This window comes from Stutzerimonas stutzeri, assembly GCF_013522825.1.
Lineage (GTDB): Bacteria > Pseudomonadota > Gammaproteobacteria > Pseudomonadales > Pseudomonadaceae > Stutzerimonas > Stutzerimonas stutzeri_AK.
In genome coordinates this window covers 65,860-72,239 of record NZ_JAAMQZ010000027.1, presented here as the reverse complement: position 1 = coordinate 72,239, position 6,380 = coordinate 65,860, and the positions used below count along the sequence as shown (strand labels likewise).

General features: G+C 57.2%; 4 protein-coding genes and 1 other RNA gene. All 5 read right to left on the bottom strand.

Annotated elements, in window-relative coordinates; genetic code table 11:
- Nucleotides 1-1,279, bottom strand: a 1,279-nt coding sequence (locus G7020_RS16535; protein ID WP_258189372.1) for a site-specific integrase, incomplete at its 3' end; no start/stop codon positions are given.
- A 165-nt stretch (nucleotides 1,280-1,444) separates the two neighbouring features.
- Nucleotides 1,445-3,886, bottom strand: a complete 2,442-nt coding sequence (locus G7020_RS16530) for a site-specific integrase (protein ID WP_181086280.1) — start codon at nucleotides 3,884-3,886, stop codon at nucleotides 1,445-1,447.
- Nucleotides 3,887-3,984: 98 nt separating this feature from the next.
- Nucleotides 3,985-4,363, bottom strand: a transfer-messenger RNA (tmRNA) gene (gene ssrA, locus G7020_RS16525).
- A 138-nt stretch (nucleotides 4,364-4,501) separates the two neighbouring features.
- Complete coding sequence (locus G7020_RS16520) at nucleotides 4,502-4,810, bottom strand: hypothetical protein (RefSeq protein ID WP_181086279.1); 309 nt, start codon at nucleotides 4,808-4,810, stop codon at nucleotides 4,502-4,504.
- 210 nt (nucleotides 4,811-5,020) lie between these two features.
- Nucleotides 5,021-6,292, bottom strand: coding sequence for an OprD family porin (locus tag G7020_RS16515; RefSeq protein WP_181086278.1), 1,272 nt, complete (start codon nucleotides 6,290-6,292; stop codon nucleotides 5,021-5,023).
- Between the last annotated feature and the right edge of the window lie 88 nt (nucleotides 6,293-6,380).

Genomic DNA, 6,380 nt, shown 5'->3' with positions numbered 1-6,380 from the left:
AATGCCACCCCTGCGTCGCTGCGCTCCGACTGCCCGGCCGGATGGCCGTGGAACAGGTGGCCAGATGGCCCTGGAATGCCTGGCCAGATGAGAGCGGACTGGGTGGCCGGATGGCGTGGAATCCGCAAGTCAGGCCGCGCTCCATCTGCTCCAGCAGTCTCAAACTCAGCGGCTTTTCCAAGTAGTGGTCTGCTGTGACCTCCGGAGCGCTGCCTTCATGGCCAAGCAGATAGGCGATCGTGGACGGAGATATGCCTGACCGTTCCAGCCGGACGGCAAACGAACGACGGAGACTTTTAAAATTGAGCCCGCCATTAACGGCCGGCGGACAATGCTGACCGATGTATCCCGTTCCCGTACACGGCCCGCAGAAAAAACGACTCGGATCGCGGGAGTATAAGTGCTTCGGGTCAAAGCTCAGCTCGCCGAAAAGCAATGCATCGTTGCCATCGGTCTGGCGTCGTTCCTCTACGAAATTTATAAAACCCATCTCCACAAGCTTCGTGCAGATCGGAATCTGCCGTGCCGATGTCCCCGTTTTCAGCGACTTGTTGTAGCCGTTATCGTTAATGTCGATAAGGTCTACGCCGTGGACATCCTGGATGACATCATGCACACGAAGCTGGCAGAGTTCATTGAGCCGCGCGCCGGTGTAGAGCCCGAGAGGAAGCAACCAGAACCGATACGGCTTGGCATCCTGGTAGACCTTGGGCAGTGTGCCCGCGAGGTGCTTTTGGTAAGGCCAGCCGGAGAGCATCTGAATCAGGTTGCTATCTAGAAATGGCTTTGTGACCTCGGCCTTTTTTGTACTGCAAGTAGCAACCTTGATCGCATCGGTAATCAGCTTGCTCTCCAGCGCCTCGTCCAGCATGCGATTGAACAGCTGGTAATAGGTCATCAGGTTTGCGCCTTTACTTCCCGAAGCCGAGTTCTGCTTCAGTAACAATGGCAACTGATCCTTTAGACGCTGCACATCAGCTCGATCAAGCTCAGCGACTCGGCGTGTAGGGTTATCTCGGGTCAGGACGACCTTCAGCTTTTCCATTCGAGCCCGCAGCATATGCTCGGACTTTCCTGCGTAAGTGTTTTCTCGCAGGAAGCGGGACAGCGTAGTGTCCATGAACTCGGTAAGTAACGGTGAAGAGTGGAAGCGGTTTATCGCGTCCGTCACCGCGGAGATGTTCGCCAAGGCGATTCGCAAGTGCTCTTCATGGCCAGGCTCTACGATCAGACTCAGGCCCTTATAAAAAGGAATGGAGACAGGGGACGTTACATTCATATATACCTCACAGTGGGTGAGGCTTCAGATTATTACTGTATAAATGAACAGTCAAGGTAATCTATTGGAAGCTTAGCTTCGATAGCTTTTATTGACACTTTGTCAATAATTAAGGGATGTGTAAAAAGGGCGGGAGCAAGGCTCCCGCCTCTGTTTGGCTAGGCCTTATGCGTACGATTTCCAGTGGCGCTTAGGAGCTCGCACGTTCGGGAATGGCGTGCCAACCGGCCGCCCAACTTTGAAGTCACCTTGTGCTTTTTGTAGCTTCTGATAGTGCCGGTAATGGATATGATCCAAGCCAATGCCGAAATCGATTTTGTCGAGCTCGTCCTTGAGGACGCCTGCCGGATAGCAGTCGCCATAGCCGCCAGTTGTACTTTTATCAGCGTGACCCACGAGTGCTTTAGCTTTCGCGAGGTCGAGGTTCTGTCGGCGGAATTGGTTGATAAAAGTATGCCGTAGGCCGTGATACGTCAGGCCCTCCTCTCCGAGGCCGCAGAGCCCCAAGTAGCCATGACTGCTCTGGCTTGAGCCCAGGTACCAACGACTCGCAACGTGCCCAGGAGAAAGATCACCGTAGACACGGATATTTTCGAAAAGAGGAGCTTTCATATCCTGCTTAACTATGTCCAGGCGAGCCTGGTGATAGTCGAGGAAGCCTGTCTCGATCAACTGCTTGTGAATGGGCACTAGCCGTTCAGAGTCGAACGTTTTGAGTTGCTTCGACCCTGTCCGATTGATGCTGATGATCCAAACGCCGAGCTCCTGCCGAATGTCTTCCAGCCGCAGCTGGCAGAGTTCGCTAAGCCGTGCGCCGGTATAGAGACCGAGCAGCGGAAGCCAAAACTTGAAGTCGTCCAGACGCCAGCGCGGCGGCTTAGTTAACGTGTAGGCCGGGCCGTGAAGGAGCTTCTCGATTTGGCTTGGGCTATATGTGCGCTTCCTAGGCGCGTCGGCACCTTTCGTGCTGAATACCAATCCGGCCGCGATGTTTTCGGTTATGTAACCTTGATCATGGGCGTAGGTGACAAGGGCCCTTGCCAGCTCAAAGAACTTTTTCGCAGTGCGCGGATTGATCGGCTCAAACTTCCCGTCGCTGATGATCTTGCTCAACGGCTGGTTACGTGTGGCGCGAAGGCGGTGCCGGTTCTTCGGATAGCTGCGCAGATGATCGCGTAGCGTGTTGAACTCAGCACGAGTCAGCGTTTCGACTTGCCGGTGCCCGCCAAGCAGCTCGCACAGGCCTTCCAGGCGGGCCCGAGCGGTAATGCGAGTCCGCGGATTAGCCCAGGCTCCTTCACGAATTTGCCGTTCTTCGTATTCCTTTACCAAAGCTGCGAGGCTCAACCCTGCGTTTGAACCATGCGCCGGCGAGACAATGCGATCGTTGACGGAGGGTTGCGTAAAGAGGGTTTCAAGCTTGGCTTTCTGCGCGTCGGGCAGAACGCTCCCGAGCGCATTCAGCAACGCGAGGGTGCCTGGATCCTGTGGCGGTGCCACAGCATCTGTCGGCGAGTTCAGCTCCGGAATCGTCTGCATAGGCTCGGTGGTTGCAGCAGAACCCAACATCCGCCGAACCAGGTCACCGATTTCCTGCATGGCTTGGGCGTAAGGATCTTGGTGATCGTCTTCCTGAAAGTAACGCAACAGCACCTTATCAACCTTCTGCAGCGTATACGTCAGCATGAGGACCGCAATGATGATGGAGCTAGTGAGCAGCTCAACCCGAAAGCGTTTGTTTTCTCTCAGGTGCGCTTTCATGCACAGCGGATCAAGTTCGATAAGCATCACATAAAGCCCCGATTCCTCCTGCACCAAGAGCGCTCGATCAATGATGCGGAGCTTCAGATGCATCGCGTTGGCTTGCTGAAGATGAAAATGCAAAGCTTGCCGAGATTGCGGTAGTGCTGGGGGAATGTGCATGAGATTCCGACCCTGGTCTGGGCGGGCATGGCACAAGTATTCATAAAGCGTCATCGCTGCAAATGCAGGAGATTCTTTCGAATAGCGCCCTGGAGAGGGTGGAACGTTCTCGAGTACATCAAGGGCGGCGTAAATGTACCGGGCAGCGTCGCTCGCCACGTTCTGGTTGCTGGTTCCGAGCGGCCAGTCAAAGCGTACGAACCCGACCCCAAGCGCTTTTACCAGTGCGGGTGTTGGTGTGAGTGCGAAGAAAATTTCGCCCCCTGGCTCGTGGCTATAGAGCACTACACGCTCGGCACTCTCTTTCATCATGCGAGCGTGGGCGACCGAAAGGTCTTGGTTCGCGAGCTTCATTGGCGACGGGCGGACTTTCCAAACTCGGTCGGCGAATTTGAGTGCCTCCGCTACCGCCAAGTGAAACCTTTGGAGGTCAGCCAGCAGGCGGTCAGAAAAGAGCTCAACGTAGTGCTCGGTCGCCTTGGCAAGGAACTGCTCGAAAGCCGTGTTCAGATAACTCGCAAGGTCGCGGGCAAGTGCTTCGTCGTGGCTGAGCGACCACCGGATTTGCGCAGGCAGTTTCGGGTTGGCCGCGAAGTGCTTCGGGAATGTGAGGTAGTACTGAAAGCCAGTGTTGGCTTGATAGACCAGGTGAGGGACACCTGTTTTGCTTTGACGCTTGGACATGATGGCATACCTTTTGGATTCACAGACGGACTGTGAGTAATCCAATGCCATCAAATCTGGTCTGAAACCCGCATTCTAGACGGGTTTCAGTGTTGAAATGGTGGAGCCGGGGGGATTTGAACCCCCGTCCGCCAGTTCTCCGCTGTCGGTACTACATGCTTAGCCAGATCTACTGAGTTAACTCCGCGCCGCCCGATTGGCAGGGTGCTTGGAGCGAGCTGTATGAGTTTTAACCGTTACGTCTACAGCGAACTTGGCGGCGATCCTGTTCTGTCTGACAGTCATTTTGGGTTTACAGGCATCCCCTCATGACCGCTGGCGCCGAAGCGACCAGATGAAGGTTAGGCGGCTAGCGCGTACCCTTCGTAGTTGTCGTCGTTGGCAACTATAAGTTTGCAACAGTGGATTTACGAGTTCTGTTACCAACTCGGCATGCACCTAGAGTTTCGTTACCGGCGTCGAATCCTAATCGGCCCCATGAAGCGGTTTTCAGCTTCATGTGCTGTGCAGTCTACGCCAAAGCGGAGGCTGCGTCGAATCATAGATAAGTCCGCCCCGTCGGATTTCAAGGGCTGGCCGTGAAACGGGCAGGGTGGCCTGCCCGTATTGGATGGATCAGTTGCCTGAGCCCGATCCACTTCCGCTGCTGCCGCCACTGCCGGAGCTGCCCGGACCCTTGAGCTCTTGCAATGCCTTGGTCGAGTGGGCGATGCAGGCTTCGGTGTCGCCTGCCTGTTGCGCCTGCCGGGCCTGTTCGAGAAGTTCCTCGACCTGACTCTTGGCGGGCTCGCCGAGTGTGGTCATGGTGGTGGCCATGTTGTCGTCGATTTCCTGCATGTTGATTTCGCAGAGGTCCTTGTCGGCAGCGAAAGCGGCGGGGCTGGCGAGCAGGGCGGCTGCGGCGTATAGGGCGAATCGTTTCATGAGCGTCCTCCAGGGTTGTCTTCCCGGCGGGCCTGCCTGAGTCAGTCTATGGTGGCAGCGCCGAGGCGAAGTGGAGCCCTCGGACTGCTGGGCTCTGAATTTCGGACTGCGGCTGCGCTCAAGCGTTTCATTTTTATGATGGACGTCCTTGTCCCTCGGGTGTTCAGGCGGGTGCGGTGACCTTGGGACGGCTGGCACGGTCCATGAGCATCAGCGTGACGTGGGGGCAAGCTCCAATGTGTAACTCACGATGAGCCGGTTTTCATTCATGTCGTTACCGAACCCGGAAGTGCGCAGGGTGGCATTGCGAAGTTTGATGCCTAAGCCTTTGAGCGAGCCCTTCTGTACGACATAGGCCAGGTCGGTGTTGCGTTCCCATTCCTTGCCTCTGCCGCCGGCCAGGGCGATGTGGTCACCACGGGTATAGCGGGTCATGAAGGTCAGTCCCGGCATGCCCAGGGGGGCGAAGTCGAGGTCGTAGCGCAGCTGCCAAGAGCGTTCGTCTTCGTTGCCGAAGTCGGTGATCTGCGAGAGGTGCGGCAGGAAGTTGTCCGAGCCGGCGATGTAGGCGTGGCCGGTATCGCCCTGCAGGTGCTGATAGCTGGCGCTCACGCCATGGGGGCCGTGCTTGTAGCTGAAGATCGCGGCGTAGGCGTCAGCGTCCACGTTGCTTCCGCCATCGTCTCTGGAGCGGATGAAGCGCAGATCGGTCTTCAGGCTCTGCTCTGCGCCGAGCGGCAGTACGCTCAGCAGGCGCAGGTTGTGTTCACGGTAGAGTTCCTGCAGTTCGCTGATGTGGTAGCTGGTGGTCAGCGAAGGCATCCAGTCGTAGCTGCCGCCAGCGAAGAGGAAGCGCTTGCTGGTGGGCTGACTGCCGAGCACGATGTTGCGTGCGTCGCCGTTGAAAACGGTCATTCCCTCGTAGTCGGAGGAGTTGCGCTGGTTGACCCGGTCGATCCAGCCGGCATCGAGGGTCAGATCGTCGTGCGCGCGGCTGGTCAACATGGCACCGCGAAAGGTTTGTGGCAGCAGCCGGCTGTAGTTGCGCATCAAGACGGGCAGCACCGGTTGCAGGGTGCCGATGCGCAACTCGGTATCGTCCAGCTTCATCTTGGCGGTCAGGCCTAGTTCGCTGTACTCGTCCTGGGCGCGGAAAGGCGCTTCACGGTCGCTTTGCAGAATGCCGGTGCCGCTGCGGTCCGGGCTGGAGTCGAGTTTTACTCCGAGCAGACCGAGGGTATCGATGCCGAAGCCGATCCGGCCCTCGGTGTAGCCGGATTCCACGCGGAACACGAAGCCTTGTGCCCATTCTTCGGCTTTCGACTGGCTGGCGCCCGATTGGCGGAAGTCGCGGTTGAAGTAGAAGTTGGTCAGGTCCAGTTGTGCCTGGCTGTCTTCGATCAGGGCAGCGTTGGCGTGGCCTGCACAGGCTCCGGCGGTCAGCGTGAGCAAGAGTATTCGGGTTGGTTTGTTGCATTGCATTGAGTGTTTCCTTCTTTTCTTGTCGTTTTCGGGGCAGCCGACCGCACCGACCGCACCGACCGCACCGACCGGGCAGGCCGGTGACGGG

Coding starts and splice junctions, on each gene's coding strand:
- G7020_RS16515 (WP_181086278.1), bottom strand. CDS start 6,292: ATGCAATGCAACAAACCAACCCGAATACTCTTGCTCACGCTGACCGCC.
- G7020_RS16520 (WP_181086279.1), bottom strand. CDS start 4,810: ATGAAACGATTCGCCCTATACGCCGCAGCCGCCCTGCTCGCCAGCCCC.
- G7020_RS16530 (WP_181086280.1), bottom strand. CDS start 3,886: ATGTCCAAGCGTCAAAGCAAAACAGGTGTCCCTCACCTGGTCTATCAA.